The sequence below is a fragment of the Arthrobacter sp. T2-23 genome (assembly GCF_055398325.1).
In genome coordinates this window covers 913,204-932,371 of record NZ_AP027917.1, presented here as the reverse complement: position 1 = coordinate 932,371, position 19,168 = coordinate 913,204, and the positions used below count along the sequence as shown (strand labels likewise).

The following is a 19,168-nucleotide window of genomic DNA, read 5'->3' as shown; positions in this document are numbered from 1 at the left end:
ATGGCGATCGCATACCGTGAATGGCGCGACGGCGACGACCTCGCGCTGCTGGAAATGTGGGGCGGCCCGGAGACCGAGCAGGCCCGGCAGTTCCGCGGCACCCTGGCCCCCTCGGGCAACGCCCCGTGGCGCCGCTGCATCGTGGCCGAGGACGTCGTGGACGGCGTCGCCATCCCCGTCGCGGCCGGTGTGGTCCATGAGGCCTCGCTGCATCCGGAGCGCCTCTGGGTGTACGTCGAAGTTTCCCGCGACCACCGCCGGTCCGGCATCGGCTCCACTCTGCTGGCCATGCTCCGGCACGAGGCCGAACAGTCGCCGTCGGGAGTGTCCCGGCTCCGGACCAAGGTGGAGCCGGGCACACCCGGCGCCGCCTTCGCCGAGGCCGCCGGACTGGCCCCGATCCAGCGTTCCCGCCTCGTCGTTGTGGAACCCGGCGCCCTGAAGCTGCCGGTCTTCGGCGACGGTTCGGAGGCTGCCGCCTCGGAGCAGGTGGAGGACTTGGCCACGGGCTCGGTGGAGCTCAGCGACGTCGTGGGCCGCTACTACACCGCCGTGCACGACTGGGACAGCCCCGGCGAACTCAGCATCGCCACCGTGCAGCGGCTCTTCCTGGACGACCTCAGCGGCGCCCACGGGGCCATTGTGCTGCGCGCGCCCAAAGCCAGCGCGTTCGGTGCGGGCGTGCCGGCGAGCAAGAAGGGCCGGCTCCAGGCGTTTGCGGTCAGCTACGCCCAGGGCGGCCCGGAAATGGGCGGCCCGGAAGATGGCCCTGCCTCCAAGGCCGGCGGACCGTCGGACGTGTTCCTCGGCCACGACCCCGAACTGTCCGCCGAGGACGCGCGGGCCGCGGTCCGGGACCTGCTGGCGCTGATCGCGTACCAGTACCCGGTCCTGCTGGAACTGGACGATTCGATGACCGCGCTGCGCGCCGTCGTCGAACCGCTGCTGGAGAGCGGCAAGGCCCGGCAGGTGGGCGCGGACACCCTGATCGTCTCCGACGCCGCTTAGTCCACCAACGCAACTGACCCGCAGTTGTTGTCGTTTTCACGCGTGATAACGACAACAACTGCGGGTCAGTTGGATTAAGGGGCTACTTGCCCGCGGGCATCACCGGCGGGACGAAATCGAACGTCATGCCGAGCAGCCAGACGAGCAGCAGCACCACCGGCAGGTGGAAGACGAACTGCAGGAAAGTGAAGCCGACCAGATCGCGGGCGCGCAGCTTCAGCACCGCGAGCAGCGGGAGCATAAAGAACGGGTTGACCAGGTTCGGCAGCGCCTCGGCGATGTTGTAGATCTGCACGGTCCAGCCGAGGTTCATCTGGACATCGGTGGCGGACTGCATCACGTACGGCGCCTCGACCAGCCACTTGCCGCCGCCGGAGGGAACCAGCAAGCCCAGCACGGCCGTGTACAGCGCGATAACGACGGCGAAGCCACCGCCGCTGCCGATGCCCGAGAAGAACTCGGCCAGGTGCGCCGAGATGGTCATCCCGCCGTGCCCGGTCGCCTTGGTCAGGATCGCGGCCATCGCCGCGTAGAGCGGGAACTGCACGAGGATGCCGGCAGTCGCCGGGACGGCCTTCGTGACGGCCTGCAGGAAGTTCCGCGGAGTGCCGTGCAGCACCAGGCCCAGGATGAGGAACACCAGCAGGTAGCCGTTGAGGCTGCTCACCACGGTCAGGAACGGTTTGGTGAGGAACTGCGAAACCAGCCAGCCCAGGGTCAGGAGGCCGGCGAGGATCGGCAGGATCTTGCTGTATTCGAGCCACTCGCCCGGGCGGGACCGCGGCGCCGGCTCGCTAGGTTCGTCGTCGAGGTCGACGCCGAGGTCCTCGGCCGTGCGGATCGAGCCGCCCTGCGGTGCCGAGAAGTGCGCGATCACCGTGGTCAGCAGCATCAGGATGGCCATGGTCAGCAACGACTGCCAGGTGAAGATGGTGGTGCCGAAGTCCAGGATGCCGGTGATCTTCAGCAGGGCCGGCGGAAGCGAGGCCGCCGTCGCCTGCAGCTGCGCGGCGGAGGAGGACAGGCCGAGTGCCCAGACGGCGCCCAGTCCCATAAACGCGGCCGCGCCCAGGGCGCGGTAGTCCACGGTGAGGTCCTTGCGGCGGGCGATGGCCCGGGCCAGCAGGCCGCCGAAGATCAGGCTTAGGCCCCAGTTGAGGAAGGACACCGACATGGACATCAGCGCCACGAAACTCACGGCCGTGCGGGCGGTCGCGGGAACGAGGGCGAGCCGGCCGATCAGGCGGGCCACGGGCGGCGAGGTCGCCACGACGTAGCCGGTGAGCACCACCATGGCCATCTGCAGGGTGAAGGCGGTCAGGTCCCAGAAGCCATTGCCGAAGGAATCGGCGATCGACTGCGGCGACGCGCCAATGGCCAGCGCCGCGAGGGCGATGATGATGACGCCGGCGAGGGCGAAGATGTAAGCGTCCGGGAACCACTTCTCGGTCCACGCCGCCATTCGTTGGGCTATCCGGGCGAGGCCGCGTTCTTCGCCGATGCCGCTTTTGGTCAGGACTGTGTTTGCCACAGAGGGGTACCTCTCCATTGAGTGCATTTTTCTACCCGATGGAGTTTAGCCACGACGGCGGCGGGGGACGTGCTTATCGGCGCCTGCCGCGTGCGCGCCGCGGCCCCTCGGCTTCGTCCAGCCGTTGCCGCTCCTGCTCGGTGGGTGCCCCGCCGCCAAGCGCGGCCGGCATCCACCAGGCGCCCGGCGCAGGTTTCAGCGGGAAGTCCGCGATGCCGGCGTCGATCCCCGCCTGGAGTGCCCTCCGCAGGGCCTCGGTGGCCGCCGGGACGTCCAGCCCGGGGTCCGGGGTGAAGGGTTCGCCCACGTGCACGCGCACCGGTGCCCGCCAGGCCCGAAGCGGGGAGAAGCCGTGGTGCCGGGTCATGATCCGGTGCGCGCCCCACACGGAGACCGGGATGATGGGGACACCCGCCTCTGCGGCCATCCGAACGGCACCGGTTTTGCATTCCCGGACCTCGAAGCTGCGGCTCACCCCGGCCTCGGGCAGGATTGCGATGTAATCGCCGTCACGGAGCTTCTGCACGGCGGCGTCATAGGCATGGGCGCCGGTGTCATAGCCGACGACGACGTGGCCGGCGGCGCTGACGGCGGGACCGGCGAACCAGTGGTCGGCCGCGCCCTGGGTGATCAGGAAGCGCATCTGGGCACGGTTGTGCCACCACAGCAGCAGCTCCGCAAACGCGAAATCAAGGTAGCCGAAGTGGGTGATCGCCACGACGGCGCCGGCACCCGGGGCGGCTCGCCGCGAGCCGCCGAGCGGGCCGTCGTTGCGGGTATTCTCCGGCAGCGCGGCGGGGAGGTGCTCTCGTCCGGTGACGATCACGCGGATCCGGAACAGCCAGCGGAGCGCCTGGCCGGTCCTGACGATGACGCGGTAGAAGCGGTCGCTGGGCGCCGGCCGCCAGATCATGCCCAACCGCGCATCTCAGCGCCCCGCCGGCCGGCGGGGCGGCCAGGGAAGGAAACCGGAGGTGGATTCGACGTATTCCTTATACCCGGGCCTAGCGGACATGGCCTTCTCCGTCAGCGGCTTGCCGGTTTTGCCCGCCAGCGTCCAGATCATCAGGGCGGGGGAGAGGATGGTCAGCACGCCCGGCCAGGAGTCGGCCGCGACCAGGAAGAGCCCGGCCCACACGGCGGCATCGCCGAAGTAGTTCGGGTGCCGGGTGTAGCGCCAGAGCCCGGTGTTCAGGACGGTGCCGCGTTTGGCAGGGTCCGCCTTGAACCGGGCCAGCTGCCAGTCGCCGACGGTTTCGAAGACGAAGCCGACGAGCCACAGCAGCACCCCGAGCAGCGCCAGCCAGCCCAGGGGGCCGCTGCTGAACATGCCGACCTGGATGGTGAGGGAGACGAAGAACATCACGATGCCTTGCGGCAGGTATACGCGGCGCAGCGCGTAGGTGTTGCGCGAGCCGGGCGCCGAGGAGAGCATCTCCACGTAGCGGGGATCCTCATGGCCACCGCGGGCACGGAGGCCGATATGGATGGCCAGCCGGATGCCCCAGACCGCAACGAGGGCGAGCAGCAGCAGGCGGCGTCCGGCGTCGCCGTGGCCAGCGGACAGGGCCCAGGAGAGTGCCACGGCCACCACGAAGCCCAGGCCCCACACGGTGTCGATGACGGAGTGGCGGTGCTGCCGCACGGCCACGGCGAACGTCCCGGCCAGCAGCGCCACGAGTCCCAGGGCGACCCAGGGCAGGCTGGCGAGGAAGGCGTCCAACGGGAAGGCGGCCATCACAGCACCACCGGGAGGGCGGCCGCGGGCGGCAGGACCTGCCGGAGCGTGTCCGTGCCGCGCAGTTCGGTTCCGGCACTGCCGGCGAAGGCGTCCAGGATGAAGCCGTTTGCCAGCGAGTTCCAGAGCCGCACCCGGCGGAACATAAAGTGGCCGGCGCCGGTGAGCGAGACGTAGTCCACCGATGCCGCGATGCCCTCGGCGCGGCGGGCGTAGGCCAGGGAATTCTTCGGGCTGGTCCAGTGGTCCTCGCTGCCGTGCACAATCAGGATCCGGCGCCCGGCGACGCGGTCCACCGGGGTGGAGCTGTCCAGCCACGGGGCCAGCGCGACGACGGCCTCCACCTGCGGGTGGTCCGCGACGCAGAGTGCCGTGAGGCCGCCCATCGAGTGGCCCAGCAGGAAGATGGGGACATCGGGGTGCTCGAGGCTGATCTGGGACAGCGCCCAGCGGGCGTCCTGGACAGGGGACATCTCCGGCCCGTTCCAGCCCCGGTAACGGTTGCGGAGGGTCCAGACGGCCAGGCCGTGCGGGCCGCCCTGGTTGCGGAGCGACTGGGCGAAGGGCAGCATCCGGGCCGGGCTGAGATGCCGGGCGCGCACCACCTCAAAGCTGTCCGCGCGTCCGCCGTGCAGCACCAGGGCGACGCCGCGGGTCTGCCGGGAGGCGTCGGCGATGCTCAATTCGGCCCGGGCCGCGGGCCCGGCTAAGGCTGTCCCGTGCTCCCGTTCGTCGGTCTTGCGTCTGGCCACGGCTCGTGTCCTCCACATCGTTTTGTCCCTGCAATTACCAACAATAAGGTGCCCGCCGGCGTTCCCGGCAGCTTCTGTCGCCGGTTTGCTGCCCGTGCTGACTGCGCGCATTCCCACACGGCATTCGCTGCCGTGCGGCCGGCGGATGGGTGGGCGGATGGGTGGGCTGCTGGCGGGCGCGGGGCGGGCGCGGAGGCGTCCGCGCGCGACGGCCCGCCCGGACACCGTAAAGTCTTCGGCATGAGGTTGAACTGCTGATGGGCGCCGGACATTCACACACGACCCAGGGGCACCACGAACCCACCCCCAGGGCGCTCGCGGCACGGAAGAAGGCCAACTGGATCCTGGCGGCCGTCCTGGTCCCGCTGACCCTGCTGACCATTGCCGCGATGGTGCTGTTGTGGCCCTCGGGCAGCAAGGAAGGCATCACGCTGTCCAGCCCCTATGCGGCCGCCCCGGGCGTCACCTTCGACACCGGCAAGATTCAGCGCGTCGTCGTTGGCAACTGCATGGAGGGCGTTGCACAGCCAGGTGCACAGCCAGGCACGCAACCGGGCGCCCAGACCGGGACGCAACCGGAGGCCGGCGCCGGGCAGGGGTCACAGTGCACCTTTGCCTACACCGAGCCGGACAAGGGCGGCAACCCGGTGAAGGTGGTGATCAACCCCGACGTCGCCAAGTCCCACGGCGTCAAGGTCGGCGACAACATCCGCTACCTGAACCTCTCGAAGGCCCAGGGCGCCAACGCCGGCGGCACGCCCGCCTATGTGTTCGTCGACTTCGTCCGGACCCTGCCGATCATCCTGCTCGCGGTCCTGTACGCCGTCCTGGTGATCGCGGTGGCCCGCTGGCGCGGGCTGCGCGCCCTCATCGGCCTGGCCGGCGCCTACGCCGTCCTGGTCTCCTTTATGCTTCCCGGCCTCGTGGAAGGCAAGCCGCCGCTGCTGCTGGCGCTTGTCGGCTCCACGGTGATCATGATCGGCGTGCTGTACTTCGCCCACGGCTTCACCGCCCGGACCTCGACGGCGCTGCTGGGCACCATGTTCGGCCTGGGTATCACCGCCGCGCTCGCGGCCTGGGCCACCGATGCGGCCAACCTGGCCGGGGTCGGCAACCACGACGCCGCCACCCTTGCCAACGTCTCGGACCACATCTCCATCTCGGGGATCATCCTGTGCGGGCTCATCATTTCCGGCCTCGGTGTGCTCAACGACGTCACGATCACCCAGGCCTCCGCGGTGTGGGAGCTCTGGGAGCTCGCCCCCGGGACGTCCGCGCGGAAACTCTTCGCCTCGGCCATGCGGATCGGCCGGGACCACATCGCCTCGACCGTGTACACCATCGCGTTCGCCTACGCCGGGGCGGCGCTGCCCATCCTGATCATCGTGATGCTCTACGAGCGCCCGCTGGGCGACGCGCTCACCAGCGCCGAACTCTCCGAGGAAGTCGTCCGCACGCTCGTTGGCTCCATCGGGCTCGTCCTGGCGATTCCGGTCACCACGCTGATCGCCGTGCTCGTGGTCAAGGCCACGGGCCTCAGGGGCGACGCGGCCACGGCAGACGACGTCGTCCGGGCCGCCGGCGGCACTTCCGACAATGACACCTCCGACAATGACACTTCCGACGGGCGTGCCGGCCCGGCGGCGGAGAGCCGCCGCGGGCGCCGGGCCGCCGTCCCCGGCTGACGGGCCGGTCCGGCACATCCGGACCGCCGCGGTTTCCACATAGCCGGCCGCGGTCCCGCCGATTTGCCCGGCTTTGAGACAATGGTCGGGTGACTGTTGTAGCAACGCCTCCTGCCCCCAAGCTGGAACTGCCGCCCCTGAAGCTGGGCCCCCTCACGGTGGACACCCCCGTGATCCTGGCCCCGATGGCGGGTATTACCAACTCCGCGTTCCGCAGGCTGTGCCGTGAATACGGCGGCGGCTTGTACGTCGCGGAGATGGTTACCTCCCGGGCCCTGGTCGAACGCACGCCGGAATCGCTGCGCATCATCTCGCACGACGAGGACGAGAAAGTCCGTTCGGTGCAGCTCTACGGCGTGGACCCGGTGACCGTCGGCCAGGCCGTGCGGATGCTGGTCGAGGAGGACCGTGCGGACCACATCGACCTCAACTTCGGCTGCCCGGTGCCCAAGGTGACGCGGCGAGGCGGCGGATCGGCGCTGCCCTGGAAGACCGACCTGTTCACCTCGATCGTCCAGACCGCGGTCAAAGAAGCGTCCAAGGGCAACATCCCGCTGACCATCAAGATGCGCAAGGGCATCGACGATGACCACCTCACCTACCTCGACGCCGGACGGATCGCCCGCGACTCCGGCGTCGCCGCCGTCGCCCTGCACGGCCGCACCGCCGCGCAGTTCTACTCCGGCCAGGCCGACTGGTCCGCCATCGCCCGCCTGCGCGAAGCGCTCCCGGATATCCCGGTCCTCGGCAACGGCGACATTTGGTCCGCCGAGGACGCCATCCGCATGGTCCGCGAAACCGGCGTCGACGGCGTTGTGGTGGGACGAGGCTGCCAGGGCCGGCCGTGGCTGTTCGGCGACCTCATGGCCGCCTTCGAGGGCAGCGACGTCCGGCACAAGCCGAGCCTGGGACAGGTAGCCGAAGGCGTATACCGCCATGCCGAGCTGATGGTGGAAACCTTTGGCAACGACGAAGGCAAGGCCCTCCGGGAGATCCGCAAGCACATGGCCTGGTACTTCAAGGGCTACGTGGTCGGCAGCGAACTGCGGACCAAACTGGCCATGGTGACCAGCCTCGAAGTGCTCCGCGCGACGCTGGACCTGCTGGACCTGGACTCGCCGTACCCCGGCATCGACGCCGAGGGCCCCCGCGGCCGCGCGGGCTCGCCCAAGAAACCCGCCCTGCCTAAGGACTGGCTGCTGGACCGCAGCATGGACGCCGAGCAGTCACGCGAGATCTGCCACGCGGAACTGGACGTCTCCGGTGGCTGAAACCAGGACGACGGCGCCCGTGCTGGACGGCTACGTGGACCGGGACTGCGCCCGCTGGGTGGAGGAACCGCCCAAGAGCACCTACCGCTCCGACTTCGAACGCGACCGCGCCCGCGTGCTGCATTCCTCGGCGCTCCGCCGGCTCGGCGCCAAGACCCAGGTGGTCGCCCCGGACACGGACGACTTCGTCCGCACCCGGCTGACCCACAGCCTCGAAGTGGCCCAGGTGGGCCGGGAACTCGGCCGCGCCCTGGGCTGCGACCCCGACGTTGTGGACACGGCCTGCCTCAGCCACGACCTGGGCCACCCCCCGTTCGGGCACAACGGCGAGTCGGCCCTGAACGAGGTAGCCCACGCGATCGGCGGCTTTGAGGGCAACGCCCAGACCCTGCGCCTGCTGACCCGGCTCGAGCCCAAGGTCCTCGCCCCGGACGGACGGCCCGCCGGCCTCAACCTGACCCGCGCCAGCCTCGACGCCGCCGCGAAATACCCGTGGTCGGCGGAGAACGCCCCGGTGATCCATGGCCAGCGCACCAGCAAGTTCGGCGCCTACCAGGATGATCTGCCCATTTTCGACTGGATCCGGGAAGGCGCGCCCGAGCGCCGCTCCTGCCTCGAAGCCCAGGTCATGGACCTCGCTGACGACATCTCCTACTCGGTGCACGACGTCGAGGACGCGATCGTCGCTGGGCACTTCCAGCTGCGCTGGATGGACAACCCGGACCACCGCGCCCGGGTGGTGGGCTACGCCAAGCAGTGGTACCTGCCGCACAACGACCCGGCCGCCATCGATGCCGCCCTCGCGCGTCTGGAGGCGACCAGCGTGTGGGTACGGGAGGCCGACGGCAGCCGCCGGTCCATGGCGGCCCTGAAGGACATGACCAGCCAGCTGATCGGCAGGTTCTGCCAAAGCGCTCTGGAGACCACCCGCGCCGTCTACGGTCCGGAGAACCTCACCCGGTACAACGCCGAACTCATCGTCCCGGACGAGACCGTGATGGAGATCGCCGTGATGAAGGGCCTGGCCACCACCTTCGTGATGACCACCGAACACCGGCAGCCGATTTATGAACGCCAGCGCGAGGTCCTGCACGCGCTGGTGACCGCGCTCAACGCCAGCGGCGACCGCCACCTGGAGCCGATGTTCGCCGCCGACTGGCGCGCCGCGGCGGACGACGGCGCCCGGTTGCGGGTTGTCATTGACCAGGTCGCCTCGCTGACGGACGGCTCCGCGCTGGCCATGTACGAACGGCTCGTCGGCAGCCTGCCGTCGCTGTGGTGACGGCGGTGGTGACGGGTGCCATAGGCCGCCGTCCGGCGTCGTACCCGGGTACTAGGATGGCTCTGTGGCCGGCCTGATCAAACGTGAAGATATCGACGAAGTGCGCCAGCGCACCGACATCAAGGAAGTCGTCGACGGCTATGTGACCCTCAAGGGCGCCGGGCTGGGGTCCTTCAAGGGCCTCTGCCCCTTCCACGACGAGCGCTCGCCCTCGTTCACCGTGCGCCCCCAGGTGGGCCGCTACCACTGCTTCGGCTGCGGCGAGGACGGCGACGTCATCTCCTTCGTGCAGAAACTGGACCACACCACCTTCCACGAGGCGGTGGAAAAGCTCGCGGCCCGGATCGGCTACGAGCTGCGCTACGAGGACGGGGGATCCGGCCCCAACCGCGAGGAGATCGGCCGCCGCCAGCGCCTGCTCGACGCACACAAGATCGCCGACGAATTCTTCCGTGCCCAGCTCCTGACCCCGGGCGCCACCGAGGGCCGGAATTTCCTCTACGGCCGTGGCTTCGACCGGGCGGCGGCGGAGCAGTTCGGCGTCGGCTACGCCCCGCAGGGCTGGGACTCGCTGCTCAAGCACCTCCGCGGCCGCGGCTACACCGACCCCGAGCTCAAACTCACCGGCATGTTTTCGGAAGGCGGCCGGGGGATCTACGACCGCTTCCGCGGCCGGCTGATCTGGCCCATCCGCGACATCGCCGGCGACACCATCGGCTTCGGCGCCCGCAAACTCTATGAGGACGACCAGGGCCCCAAATACCTGAACACCCCCGAGACCGCGCTCTACAAGAAGTCCCAGGTCCTCTACGGAATCGACCTCGCCAAGCGGAACATCGCCAAGGAACGCCAGCTGGTGGTGGTGGAGGGCTACACCGACGTGATGGCCTGCCACCTGGCCGGGGTCACCACGGCGGTGGCCACCTGCGGCACGGCGTTCGGTACCGAGCATATTAAGATCGCCCGCCGGCTGCTCTCCGACGACGGCAGCGGGGGAGAGGTGATCTTCACCTTCGACGGCGACGCCGCGGGTCAGAAGGCCGCCCTGCGCGCCTTCGAAGAGGACCAGCGCTTCGTGGCGCAAACCTACGTCGCAGTGGAACCCGGCGGAGCCGACCCCTGCGAGCTGCGCCAGGCCAAAGGCGACTCAGCCGTCCGGGACCTGATCGGAACCCGCCGCCCGCTGTTCGAATTCGCCATTCGCGCCACCCTGCGGCGGCACAACCTGGACACGGTGGAGGGCAGGATCGCGGCACTGCGCGAATCGGCCCCCGTGGTCGCGCAAATCCGGGACGCCGGCATCCGGCCGGCCTATGCCCGGGAGCTCGCCGGCTGGCTGGGGATGCCGGTCGAGGAGGTCAGCCGTGCGGTCGGCGCCGCAGCCAAACGCCTCGCCCAGGCCCCGTCCGGAGGCGCCGGACAAGGCTACAACCAGAACCCGGGCCGCCCCGCCGGACCGGGCCAGGGGTCCGCGCCCGGCGTGGCGCCCCTGCCGGCGTCGCCCGCGCTTCCGGCCTTCAACCGGCCGGACCCGCGTGACCCGGTGGCCGCGATGGAACGCCAGGCCCTCGAGGTGGTGCTGCAGGAGCCGGCAATCCTCGAAGGGGCCACCTGGCAGCGTTTCGCCGATGCCCGGTTCTCCACCCCGGCCTACCTCGCCATCCACGAGGCCATCCGGGCCACCGGACAGGGTTCCATCGGCGACCCTGCGCGGTGGGTGGAGCAGCTGCTGCAGGAAGTCCCTGAGCCGCTCCGGCCGCTGGTGTCCGAACTCGCCGTCGTACCCCTGCCCGCCAGCACGGCCGAGGCGGTCCAGCGGTACTGCCGCGACATTCTGGCGCGGCTGTTCGAGCTGCAGATCACCCGCGTCAAGGCGGACAAGATGGGCCAGCTGCAGCGCCTGGACGCCGCGGCGGACCCGGAGGAATTCCAGCGGCTGAACCGTGAGCTGATGGAACTGGAGATGCAGCGGCGCTCGCTCCGGATGGACTCCTGAGCCTCCCGCCCGGGGTCCAGCCGGAGGCCAATTTCACTTCCCGGCGCGGTGTTTGCTAGGCTTATAGCCGCTTCATTCCTCCTTAGCTCAATTGGCAGAGCATTCGACTGTTAATCGAAGGGTTGCTGGTTCAAGTCCAGCAGGAGGAGCGCACAGTCCCCGTTCCGGGTCACCGGAACGGGGACTTTTTGTATACCCGCCAGGGGTATCCGAAGGGGTCAGGGCCCGGGCGCGGGGACGCCCGGGCCGTCGATTTCCTTAGCGGTAAAACCTTTGCTAATGTCATACCTGCTTCATTCCTCCTTAGCTCAATTGGCAGAGCATTCGACTGTTAATCGAAGGGTTGCTGGTTCAAGTCCAGCAGGAGGAGCGCACAGGCCGCGCGGCCGGTAATCTACCGGCCGCGGGGCCTTTTTTCTTGCCTGGATGGTGCCGGCGTTTCCGGGTGCGTGCCTGCCCGCCTAGACGAAGAACATCTCGACCTGCAGGAAGCGCTCTGCTTCCGCCACAGCCGCCCGGAACGCCTCATCCTCCGTGGGGGACTGCCGGGGCTCCCGGGGGTGCCACTCGTGGGCGGAGGAGTGCACGCGGGTGAAGCCGCCGCGCGGGGGAGCGTAGAAGATGCCAAAGCGCTGTACCGGCCATTCGGCGGAAGTTTCAGGGGCTACCAGCAGCGCCGAGTCGTAGGCGGGGTTGTACCACTGGGCGATCGGCCTGCGCCGGTCCTCGGTGAACAGCCCGGCCGCGAAGAGCGCCGCCGACTGCGGGCTCGTCTGGGAGCACAGCCGCTCCCACCACAGAGGCAGAATGCCGTCGTCGCACCGCTGCCACGTGGCCGGTAGGGGAGAAGGGTCCTGCCAGTCAGGCACACAACAACTTTATCGCCCGCCGTCTGCTGCGAACAGGGCAGCACGGCCCCGCGGTCCGGGCCCGGCCGCAACCGGACATGCCCTTCGTTCAAGCCCGCCGATGGACATATGCCCGTGATGTCCATCCGGGGTTGCGGGGGCTGGGCATGTCCCGCAATTCCCAGCCTGTTCCGGTGAGTGGAAGATTGTTCGTGTCCGGGGCCAGTTATCAGCCACTCTTGGAGGTATGACGAAAATGAGGGCCGCCGCCAACCACTACGGGCGGGACGTCGGCGACAGTGTCCGGGCCGATCCGGACGGAGTGATCTCGCTGGACCCCCAACTGTCCGCGATCTGGGACCGCGCGGCCGCTTTTCTCCGGGTTCGGGACAACGACGCCCACACGCTCTACGCGTTCGGGCTCGCCCGTGCCTTGCTGGACTCGCACCCAGAGGCCGACGCCGCCGTCGTGCTGCCGGCCATCATGCTCCATGACGTGGGCTGGTCCCAGGTTCCCCCGGAGGACGTCCTGCAGGCGATCGCCCCGGGCGGCGGGAGGCCGGACCTGGTGCTGCTGCACGAGAAAGAGGGGGCCCGGCTGGCGGCCGGCATCCTCACGGCGAGCGGCTACGATCCCGGAAAGGTCCCGGCCATCCTGGACATCATCGACGGGCACGACTCCCGCCGTGAGGCCCTTTCCATCGAGGACGCCCTAGTCAAGGACGCGGACAAGACCTGGCGGCTCAGCCCACACGGCATCGACACGGTCATGGACTGGTTCGGCCTGGACCGCGGGCAGGCGCTGCGGCTCTGCAGCCAGCGCGTCCATGGCCACCTGTTCACCGCCGAGGCCCGGTCCATCGCGCGAGCCCTGTCCGCCCTGGAATCGGTGACCCTCTGGCCGCAGCGGCAGCGCCTGCTGGACGGGCCCGCCCGCGAAGGTACCGGGAGCAGCCGCTGAGGCGTCCATGCCGGTCTAGACTCGATTCCGGACGCCCTGGGGGCGCCACGGAACTGAGGAGGTCACCATGGCAGGCGGCAGCCGCGACCCCGGACGCACCGTCACGTCAAAGGTGCTGGCCATCCTGGAGGCATTTGAGACGTCCCGCGGCGCACTGAGCCTGACGGACATCGCGGAGAAATCCGGCCTCCCGTTGAGTACCGCGCACCGGCTGGTCAACGAACTCACGGACTGGGGCTTCCTCTCGCGCGAGCCCAACGGACGGTACCAGCTCGGCATCCGGCTGTGGGAACTCGCCCAGAACACCGGACGGCAGCTGCGCGACGCCGCCCGGCCGTTTGTCCAGGACCTGTTCTCGCTGACCGGCGAGACCGCGCACCTAGCGGTCCGGGCCGGCCATGACGTGCTCTACATCGACAGGGTCTACGGCTCCAAGCGGGTCCCCCGGGCATCCCGCGTCGGAGGCAGGCTCCCCATGCACGCCACCGCCGTCGGCAAGGTCATCCTGGCCTTCGAGGAGGATTGGGTCCGCGACGCGTACCTGCACCGGGAGTTGGAGCGGCCCACGGCCCACACCCACATTGACCCCAGGAAACTCGCCGCGGAACTGGAACAGATCCGCGCGAACGGCTACGCCACCACCCTGGAGGAAGTGCGACTGGGCTCGTGTTCCATCGCCGTCCCGGTCTTCCACACGGGCAGGATCGGGGCCGCGATCGGCCTGGTGCTGCCCACGTCCCAGGCCGCTTCGATGACCAGGCACCTTCCGGTCCTGAAAGGGATATCCGGCCAAATCGAGCGCGCCACCGCCCGGATCCCGCTGGAAACCCTCATCGGGGTCCACCGGGCGGCCCCGAACACCGGGAACGCCGACGGCGGTCCCCGCGGCCACCACATCACTTCCGCTGAGCGGAAGTAACGCCTGTGCACGGCTGGTGATCTGGACCACACTGGTGACAAGAAGCCCCGGCACCTGACGGCGCCGGTCGGAGCAATTCACTAGGAGACCTCATGTCATCGTCGACTGAAACGGCCGGACGCTGTCCGTTTGGCCACGGCGCGGAAGCCCCCGCCGGTCACCACGGCTACGAGCCGTTCCAGATGAAGGATCCCTTCGGCGCCTACGCCGAACTCCGGGCCGAGCAGCCGGTCATGTTTGATGAGCGGACGGGCCTCTACGTTGTGTCCCGCTACGACGACATCAAGGCCGTCTTCGAGGACTGGGAGACCTTCTCCAGCGAGAACGCCCAGGCCCCGGTCCGGGAACGCGGTGCCGCGGCCAAGAAAATCATGGAGGACGGCGGTTTCACCGCTTACTCGGGCCTGTCCGCCCGGCGCCCGCCGGAGCACACCCGGATCCGCGCCGTGGTCCAGAAAGCCTTCACACCCCGCCGCTACAAGGCGCTGGAACCTTTCATCCGGCACAACGTCGTCGGGCTGCTCGAGACGATGCTTTCCCGGCCGGACCGCCGCGGCGACATGGTCAAGGACCTCGCCTACGATGTCCCCACCATCACCATCCTCACCTTGATCGGCGCGGACGTGTCCCAGGTGGACACGTTCAAGCGCTGGAGCGACTCCCGCGCGGCGATGACCTGGGGCGACCTCAGCGACGAGGAACAGATTCCGCACGCCCACAACCTGGTCGAGTACTGGCAGGAATGCCTGCGCCTGGTCCGGGTGGCGCACGAGGAAGGCGGCGACAACCTCACCGCGGACCTGGTCAAGGCACAGCAGGACGGCGCAGAAATCTCGGACCACGAGATCGCGTCGGTCCTCTACAGCCTGCTCTTTGCCGGCCACGAGACCACCACCACGCTGATCTCCAACGCCCTCCGCGAACTCCTGGCCCGCCCCGAGCAGTGGAACCAGCTCGTGGAAGACCCCAAAAAGATCCCCGCCGCCATCGACGAGGTCCTCCGCTACGCGGGCTCCATCGTCGGTTGGCGCCGCAAAGCGCTCAAGGACACCGAAGTCGGCGGCGTCGCCATCGAAAAGGGATCCCAGCTGCTGCTCCTGATGGGCTCCGCCAACCGCGACGAAACCAAGTTTGACGCCGGCGAGGACTTCGACATCACCCGCCCCAACGCCCGCGAGCACCTCTCCTTCGGGTTCGGCATCCACTACTGCCTGGGCAATATGCTCGCCAAGCTCCAGGCCAAAATCGCGCTGGAGGAAGTGGCACGGCTCGCCCCGGGACTGCAGCTGGAGCACCCGGAAGCCATCGCCTTCCGCGAAAACCTCTCCTTCCGCGTCCCCGAGACCGTCCCCGTCAGCTGGAAGGCCTGATAACTATGCACAGTAACGAATACATCCAATTCTTCGACGGCGGCATCGAACCCAAGCTCGAAAACCTCGGCGGCAAGGGCGCGTCCCTGGTGACCATGACCTCCGCCGGCATGCCGGTCCCGCCGGGCTTTGTGGTCACCACGGCCCAGTTCGACACCTTCATGGAGGAAGCCGGGATCACCAAGCACATCCACCAGCTCCTCGCCGGCCTTGATCCCGACGACATGGCCCAGGTGGACAAGGTCTCCGCCGCCATCCGCGAGGACATTTGCTCCCGCCCGGTTCCGCCGGCACTGCGCGAGCTCACCATCACCGCCTACGAATCCCTGATGTCGCGTTTCGAGGCACCCGTTCCGGTAGCCGTGCGCTCAAGCGCCACCGCCGAGGACCTCCCGGAGGCCTCCTTCGCCGGCCAGCAGGACACCTACCTCTGGCTCGACGGCGTCAAGGCCGTCACCGAGCACATCCGGCAGTGCTGGGCCTCGCTCTTTACCTCCCGGGCCATCATCTACCGGCTCAAGAACGGCATCCCCAACGAAGGCCTCTCGATGGCGATCGTGGTGCAAAAGATGGTCAACGCCCGCGTCTCCGGCGTGGCGATCACCATGGATCCCACCAACGGCGACCGCTCCAAAATCACGATCGACTCCTCCTATGGCGTCGGCGAGATGGTGGTCTCCGGCCAGGTCACCCCAGACAACATCATGCTGGACAAGGTCACGCTGGCCGTTGTCTCCGACCACCTCGGCGACAAACACGCCGAGCTCGTCCCGGACGCCGCGGCCGGCCGCCTGGTGGAGCGCGAAGTTGATGCCGAACGCCGCGGTCGGCGGAGCCTCAGCGACGCCGAGCTTACCGCCGTCGCCCAGATGGCCAAGCGCGCCGAGAAGCACTACAAGTGCCCGCAGGACATCGAATGGGCCCTCGACGCGGACCTGCCCGACGGCGAGAACCTGCTCCTGCTGCAGTCCCGGCCCGAAACCGTGCACTCCTCCAAGCCCACTGTGCCGTCTGCCGTCGCCGGCGGCGGCTACTTCAGCGGACTCAGCCCCGCCAGCTAAGCCAACAAGATTTTCACCCGCTCCATCACCCAGGCTCAACGCCGAGCCCGAATTGAAAGGACCGCCATGTCCCTGAAGTCCTTCCCCAAGCCCTCCGAGCTTCCGGTTCCCGCCGGAGCCGAGGGCTGGGAAAAGATCTACCCGTACTACTTGGTCTTCCAGGACAAGCTCAAGGAGCAGGAAGACGCCAAGTTCTGGTTCTGCGACAGCCAGCACTGGCCCACCGTGTTCAAGCCCTTCGAGACGATCGGCGGCGAGTTCGCAGTCAAGTGCCTGGGCCAGTACAACGCCCGGCACCTGATGATCCCCAACGCCAACGGGATCGAATTCCGTGTGCACCTTGGCTACCTGTACATGTCGCCCATTCCCGTCCCGGAGGACCAGATCGCCGCCCGCGTCCCCCTGTTCGAACAGCGCGTGGGCCACTACTTCCAGAACTGGGAACAGCTCCTGAAGCAGTGGCACGTCAAGGTCAAGGGAACCATCGACGAGATGGAAACCATCTCCTTTCCCAGGCTCCCGGACATGGTCCCGATGGAGGACATCCTCTCCGGCAAGGGCAAGGACGGCTCTGAGAAGCTGCTGGACAGCTACGACCGGCTGATCCAGCTGGCCTACCAGAACTGGCAGTACCACTTCGAGTTCCTCAACCTCGGCTACATCGCCTACCTGGACTTCTTCAACTTCTGCAAGCAGGTGTTCCCCAACATCCCCGACCAGTCCATCGCCACCATGGTGCAGGGCGTGGACATGGAACTCTTCCGCCCGGACGACGAGCTCAAGCAGCTCGCCAAGCTCGCCGTCGACCTGGGCCTGCAGCCTCACTTCGCGAACACCGACGACGTCGACGCCACCCTCGCTGCCATCGCCGCCGCCCCGGGTGGGGACCGCTGGACGGCCCAGTACGAGGCCGCCAAGGACCCGTGGTTCAACTTCACGGTCGGCAACGGCTTCTACGGCCACGACAAGTACTGGAACGAACACCAGGAAATCCCGCTGGGCTACATCGCAGACTACATCCGCCGCGTGGATGACGGCCAAGAGATCATGCGCCCGGTCGAGGCCCTGATCGCTGAGCGTGACCGCATCATCGAGGAATACCGCGAGCTGCTCGAAGGCGAAAACCAGGCGCTCTTCGACGCCAAGCGCGGGCTTGCCGCCACCGCCTACCCGTACGTGGAAAACCACAACTTCTACATCGAGCACTGGACCATGGGCGTCTTCTGGCGCAAGATCCGTGAACTGTCCCGCATGATGCAGGCCGAGGGTTTCTGGACCGAACCGGACGACCTGCTCTACCTGGGCCGCAACGAGGTCCGCGACGCTCTGTTCGACCTCGTGACGGGGTGGGGCGTCGGCGCCAAACCGATCGGTCCGGACTACTGGCCGGCGGAGATCGAACGCCGCCGCGGCATCGTGGACGCGCTCAAGACCGCCCGGCCGGCGCCGGCGCTGAACACGCCGCCGGAGATCATCACCGAACCCTTCACCCGGATGCTCTGGGGCATCACCACCGAGCAGGTCCAGCAGTGGCTGGGCGCGGGCGAAGAGGTTGAGGGCGGCGGCCTGCGCGGTATGGCAGCCTCACCCGGCGTCGTCGAGGGCCTGGCCCGCGTCGTCACCGACGCGGATCAGCTCTCCGAGGTACAACAGGGCGAGATCCTCGTCGCCACCGTCACGGCACCGTCCTGGGGACCGATCTTCGGCAAGATCAAGGCCACCGTCACCGACATCGGCGGCATGATGAGCCACGCGGCCATCGTGTGCCGCGAATACGGGCTGCCGGCCGTCACCGGGACCGGTTCGGGGTCCACCACGATCAAAACCGGCCAGCGGCTGCGGGTGGACGGCACCAAGGGCACCGTCCAGATCCTCGACGACGAACCTGAACTGCTGGTCGCCGGGCCTGGCGCCCATAGTCACAGCCACAGCCACAGCCATGTCTGATCCCATCCTGCCCGAACCGATGATGTCCCCAGCCGGGAAAGTCGTTCTGATCACCGGTGCCGCCGGCGGCCTGGGCCGGGCGTTCGCGCTCGGCTTCGGCCGCCGCGGCTACCGCGTGGCGGTTGCCGACATCAACCTCGAAGGCGCCGAACAAACAGCGAAGCTCGTCCGCGAAGCCGGTGCCGAAGCGGCCGCCTTCGAGGTGGACGTCACCAACCTCGACTCCACCGAGGCTCTGGCCACGAACTGCGCGGAGTTCGGCAACGGGAGCATCGACGTCGTCGTCAACAACGCCGCCGTGTACGCCGGGGTGACCCGCAGCCCGTTCGAAGACATCGACCCGGCCGAATGGGACCTCGTGATGAACGTGAACCTCAAGGGCCCCTGGCTGATCACCCGGGCCGCGAGCCCGTATCTGCGTGAGGGCGGTCGCGTCATCAACCTCTCCAGCGCCACCATCTTCAGCGGCTCGGAACAGTGGCTGCACTACGTCGCCTCCAAGGGCGGCGTGGTGGCCCTGACCCGGGTGATGGCCAAGGAGCTGGGCCGGCGGGGGATCACGGTCAACGCGATCGCCCCCGGCTTCACCCTCACCGAAGCCAGCTACGGGCTCATGGAGAACGCCGAGAACTACGGTGTGGACCGCGGCGCGATCAAGCGGGCCAGCCAGCCGGAGGACATCGTGGGTGCGGCGCTCTTCCTGGCCGGGCCCGACAGTTCCTATTACACGGGCCAGACCATGGTGGTCGACGGCGGCCGCCAGTTCATCTGAGCGCGTCCCGCTACCTCACTACGTACC

Annotated in this window: 16 protein-coding genes and 2 tRNA genes; 13 read left to right on the top strand and 5 right to left on the bottom strand. The window is 68.4% G+C overall.

All coding sequences use genetic code 11. The features are described from left to right. Entirely contained in the window at positions 1-1,008 is a 1,008-nt protein-coding gene (locus ACZ5Z0_RS04340) for a GNAT family N-acetyltransferase (protein WP_464110038.1), read from the top strand. A gap of 82 nt (positions 1,009-1,090) precedes the next feature. Here the strand turns inward: ACZ5Z0_RS04340 and ACZ5Z0_RS04335 are convergent, their stop codons facing one another. The 4 genes from ACZ5Z0_RS04335 to ACZ5Z0_RS04320 all read right to left on the bottom strand — a co-directional run bounded on the left by ACZ5Z0_RS04335 (position 1,091) and on the right by ACZ5Z0_RS04320 (position 5,029). Next, complete coding sequence (locus tag ACZ5Z0_RS04335; RefSeq protein WP_464110037.1) at positions 1,091-2,539, bottom strand: short-chain fatty acid transporter; 1,449 nt, start codon at positions 2,537-2,539, stop codon at positions 1,091-1,093. Positions 2,540-2,612: 73 nt separating this feature from the next. Then, positions 2,613-3,452: a lysophospholipid acyltransferase family protein gene (locus tag ACZ5Z0_RS04330; protein WP_464110036.1), complete on the bottom strand. Its 840-nt coding sequence runs from the start codon at positions 3,450-3,452 to the stop codon at positions 2,613-2,615. Between the two features lie 15 nt (positions 3,453-3,467). Then, a complete protein-coding gene (locus ACZ5Z0_RS04325; RefSeq protein WP_464110035.1) occupies positions 3,468-4,277 on the bottom strand; it encodes a DUF1295 domain-containing protein in 810 nt (269 codons plus the stop codon). Then, positions 4,277-5,029 carry an alpha/beta hydrolase gene (locus ACZ5Z0_RS04320; protein ID WP_464110034.1) on the bottom strand — a complete coding sequence of 251 codons (753 nt, stop codon included), beginning with the start codon at positions 5,027-5,029 and terminating at the stop codon, positions 4,277-4,279. The genes ACZ5Z0_RS04325 and ACZ5Z0_RS04320 overlap by 1 nt, the downstream gene beginning before the upstream one ends. A gap of 257 nt (positions 5,030-5,286) precedes the next feature. Here ACZ5Z0_RS04320 and ACZ5Z0_RS04315 point away from each other — a divergent pair, with 257 nt between their 5' ends. The 6 genes from ACZ5Z0_RS04315 to ACZ5Z0_RS04290 all read left to right on the top strand — a co-directional run bounded on the left by ACZ5Z0_RS04315 (position 5,287) and on the right by ACZ5Z0_RS04290 (position 11,633). Continuing rightward, positions 5,287-6,714 (top strand): YibE/F family protein, encoded by a 1,428-nt coding sequence (locus ACZ5Z0_RS04315; RefSeq protein WP_464110033.1) that lies wholly within the window; start codon positions 5,287-5,289, stop codon positions 6,712-6,714. 89 nt (positions 6,715-6,803) lie between these two features. Next, on the top strand, positions 6,804-7,985 hold the full coding sequence (gene dusB, locus ACZ5Z0_RS04310; protein ID WP_464110032.1) for a tRNA dihydrouridine synthase DusB: 1,182 nt from the start codon (positions 6,804-6,806) through the stop codon (positions 7,983-7,985). Continuing rightward, entirely contained in the window at positions 7,978-9,267 is a 1,290-nt protein-coding gene (locus ACZ5Z0_RS04305; protein ID WP_464110031.1) for a deoxyguanosinetriphosphate triphosphohydrolase, read from the top strand. Before dusB ends, ACZ5Z0_RS04305 begins: the two co-directional genes overlap by 8 nt. 64 nt (positions 9,268-9,331) lie before the next feature. Further along, on the top strand, positions 9,332-11,263 hold the full coding sequence (gene dnaG / locus ACZ5Z0_RS04300) for a DNA primase (protein WP_464110030.1): 1,932 nt from the start codon (positions 9,332-9,334) through the stop codon (positions 11,261-11,263). A gap of 76 nt (positions 11,264-11,339) precedes the next feature. Beyond that, a tRNA-Asn gene (locus ACZ5Z0_RS04295) sits at positions 11,340-11,412 on the top strand. A gap of 148 nt (positions 11,413-11,560) precedes the next feature. After that, a tRNA-Asn gene (locus ACZ5Z0_RS04290) sits at positions 11,561-11,633 on the top strand. A gap of 91 nt (positions 11,634-11,724) precedes the next feature. On the opposite strand, the gene ACZ5Z0_RS04285 is transcribed toward ACZ5Z0_RS04290, so the two are convergent. Continuing rightward, positions 11,725-12,132, bottom strand: a complete 408-nt coding sequence (locus ACZ5Z0_RS04285; protein ID WP_464110029.1) for a hypothetical protein — start codon at positions 12,130-12,132, stop codon at positions 11,725-11,727. A gap of 226 nt (positions 12,133-12,358) precedes the next feature. On the opposite strand from ACZ5Z0_RS04285, the gene ACZ5Z0_RS04280 reads away from it, so the two are divergent. The 6 genes from ACZ5Z0_RS04280 (at position 12,359) to ACZ5Z0_RS04255 (ending at position 19,141) form a co-directional block, all read left to right on the top strand. Next, positions 12,359-13,072: an HD domain-containing protein gene (locus ACZ5Z0_RS04280; protein ID WP_464110028.1), complete on the top strand. Its 714-nt coding sequence runs from the start codon at positions 12,359-12,361 to the stop codon at positions 13,070-13,072. A gap of 67 nt (positions 13,073-13,139) precedes the next feature. Beyond that, the gene (locus tag ACZ5Z0_RS04275) at positions 13,140-13,991 is read left to right on the top strand and encodes an IclR family transcriptional regulator (protein ID WP_464110027.1); all 852 of its coding nucleotides are present in this window, start codon (positions 13,140-13,142) and stop codon (positions 13,989-13,991) included. Between the two features lie 92 nt (positions 13,992-14,083). Continuing rightward, complete coding sequence (locus ACZ5Z0_RS04270; protein WP_464110026.1) at positions 14,084-15,361, top strand: cytochrome P450; 1,278 nt, start codon at positions 14,084-14,086, stop codon at positions 15,359-15,361. Between the two features lie 5 nt (positions 15,362-15,366). Then, positions 15,367-16,422, top strand: coding sequence for a PEP/pyruvate-binding domain-containing protein (locus ACZ5Z0_RS04265; protein WP_464110025.1), 1,056 nt, complete (start codon positions 15,367-15,369; stop codon positions 16,420-16,422). A 66-nt stretch (positions 16,423-16,488) separates the two neighbouring features. Then, positions 16,489-18,369: a PEP-utilizing enzyme gene (locus tag ACZ5Z0_RS04260; RefSeq protein ID WP_464110024.1), complete on the top strand. Its 1,881-nt coding sequence runs from the start codon at positions 16,489-16,491 to the stop codon at positions 18,367-18,369. Next, positions 18,362-19,141, top strand: coding sequence for an SDR family NAD(P)-dependent oxidoreductase (locus ACZ5Z0_RS04255; protein WP_464110023.1), 780 nt, complete (start codon positions 18,362-18,364; stop codon positions 19,139-19,141). The genes ACZ5Z0_RS04260 and ACZ5Z0_RS04255 overlap by 8 nt, the downstream gene beginning before the upstream one ends. The last annotated feature ends 27 nt before the right edge of the window (positions 19,142-19,168 follow it).

Bases quoted from the DNA above. Each gene is read 5' to 3' on its own strand.
- ACZ5Z0_RS04340 (WP_464110038.1), top strand. From the start codon at position 1: ATGGCGATCGCATACCGTGAATGGCGCGACGGCGACGACCTCGCGCTG.
- ACZ5Z0_RS04330 (WP_464110036.1), bottom strand. From the start codon at position 3,452: ATGATCTGGCGGCCGGCGCCCAGCGACCGCTTCTACCGCGTCATCGTC.
- ACZ5Z0_RS04325 (WP_464110035.1), bottom strand. From the start codon at position 4,277: ATGGCCGCCTTCCCGTTGGACGCCTTCCTCGCCAGCCTGCCCTGGGTC.
- ACZ5Z0_RS04315 (WP_464110033.1), top strand. From the start codon at position 5,287: ATGGGCGCCGGACATTCACACACGACCCAGGGGCACCACGAACCCACC.
- ACZ5Z0_RS04280 (WP_464110028.1), top strand. From the start codon at position 12,359: ATGACGAAAATGAGGGCCGCCGCCAACCACTACGGGCGGGACGTCGGC.
- ACZ5Z0_RS04275 (WP_464110027.1), top strand. From the start codon at position 13,140: ATGGCAGGCGGCAGCCGCGACCCCGGACGCACCGTCACGTCAAAGGTG.
- ACZ5Z0_RS04270 (WP_464110026.1), top strand. From the start codon at position 14,084: ATGTCATCGTCGACTGAAACGGCCGGACGCTGTCCGTTTGGCCACGGC.
- ACZ5Z0_RS04265 (WP_464110025.1), top strand. From the start codon at position 15,367: ATGCACAGTAACGAATACATCCAATTCTTCGACGGCGGCATCGAACCC.
- ACZ5Z0_RS04260 (WP_464110024.1), top strand. From the start codon at position 16,489: ATGTCCCTGAAGTCCTTCCCCAAGCCCTCCGAGCTTCCGGTTCCCGCC.
- ACZ5Z0_RS04255 (WP_464110023.1), top strand. From the start codon at position 18,362: ATGTCTGATCCCATCCTGCCCGAACCGATGATGTCCCCAGCCGGGAAA.